At 62.2% G+C, this 1761-nt stretch carries 2 protein-coding genes; both read left to right on the top strand.

The window, feature by feature from the left end; translation table 11 throughout:
• Positions 1 to 1396: IS21 family transposase (gene istA, locus E1297_RS02185; RefSeq protein ID WP_209015592.1), on the top strand; the 1396-nt coding region annotated here is incomplete at its 5' end.
• A gap of 12 nt (positions 1397 to 1408) precedes the next feature.
• Positions 1409 to 1761 (top strand): ATP-binding protein (locus E1297_RS02180; protein ID WP_196223141.1); only part of this gene is annotated, 353 nt, incomplete at its 3' end.

The raw sequence follows: 1761 nt of genomic DNA, 5'->3' as shown, positions 1-1761 counted from the left end.
AGCGGGGATTTCCTGGCCGCTTTGCGAAGACATGTCCGACAGCAGCCTGGAGCAGCGGCTTTATAGCCGCGGAGCAGATCTCTCCCGGTTGACGGCTCCAGCACCGGACTGGCCTCACGTCCACAGCGAGCTTCGCCGCAAAGGGGTCACGCTCCGGCTTTTGTGGGAAGAATACCGGAACGTCTTTCCGGATGGCTACAGTTACAGCCGGTTTTGTGAACTTTACGGGGCGTGGGAGGGCCGGTTGTCTCCGGTCATGCGCCAACGGCATCCGGCCGGAGAGAAGCTCTTTGTCGATTACGCCGGGACGACAATCGACATCATCTGCCCTCAAACCGGCGAAGTGCGTTCGGCCCAGCTCTTCATCGCAACCCTTGGAGCGTCGAACTATACCTACGCCGAAGCCACATGGTCGCAGAAGCTGTCCGACTGGATCGCCTCCCATGTGCGGGCGTTTGCGTTCTTCGGCGGCGTTCCCTCCCAGGTGATCTGCGACAACCTGAAGGCCGGCGTGGCCAAATCGTGCTTTCATGATCCGGCTCTCAACCGGACCTATGCGGATCTCGCCCGCCACTATGAGACCGCCATCGTTCCCGCCCGTCCGCGCAAGCCCCGGGACAAGGCAAAGGCCGAAGCGGCCGTGCTGTTGTGCGAGCGCTGGATCCTGGCCCGGTTGCGGAACCGGAGGTTCTTCACACTGGATGAGGTCAACGCCGCGATCCGGCCCTTGCTGGAGCAACTGAACACCAAGGTATCCCGGCATCTTGGCGCCAGCCGGCGGGATCTGTTCGACAAGCTCGACAAGCCCGCGCTCAAACCCCTGGCCGCAACCCCTTATGTCTATGCCGAATGGAAACAGTGCCGGGCAGGTCTCGACTATCATGTCGATGTCTTGCACCACTATTACTCCGTTCCCCATCAGCTCATCCGCCAGAAGCTTTGGGTCCGGATCACCGCCCGCACCGTCGAGGTGTTTTTCAAGGGCGCACGGGTCGCCGCCCACACACGCAACTCCGGCAACCGGCAGCATTCCACCTTGCGCGAGCACATGCCGCCCAATCACCGCTTTCGTGCCGACTGGACACCAGAGCGCATCCGAAAAAAGGCCGCCCGCATCGGGCCCAACACGCAAGCTTTCACAAGTGCGGTCATGCGCCGCCGCAAACATCCCGAACAGGGCTTCAGAACCTGTCTGGGCGTGATCCGGCTGGCCGATACATTCGGACCGGACAGACTGGAGGCGGCTTGCGAACGGGCCCTGGAGATCAACGTCTATTCCTACACATCCCTGCAATCAATCCTGAAAAACGGTCTGGACCGCGCTGCCCGCGAACAGGCCACGGACGCGCCCGCGATCCATCACCCAAACATCCGTGGCCCCGGCTATTTTCACTGATAAGGAGGCATCATGCTGGATCATCCCACCCTTCATCAACTCAAGGCGCTCAAACTGGACGGCATGGCCGAAGCCTTTGCCGAACTCCAGGCCCGGGAGGGCACCGAAAGTCTCACCCACGCCGAGTGGCTCGGACTGCTGGTGGACCGGGAGGCGGCAAGACGCGAGACAACCCGCTTTCAAACACGGCTGCGCGCCGCCCGGTTGCGGCATGTGGGCGCCTGCCCGGAGGACGTCGACTACCGCGCACGGCGAGGGCTCGACAAACCGGTGTTCCAGGACCTTCTGACCGGCAAGTGGATTGCGGACAAACGCAATGTGATCATCACCGGGCCGTGTGGGGTCGGAAAAACCTGGCTGGCCTG

This window comes from Roseibium sp. RKSG952 (assembly GCF_009711355.1).
Note: the sequence above shows the minus strand (reverse complement) of the source record. Positions and strands in the feature narration are given on the sequence as shown.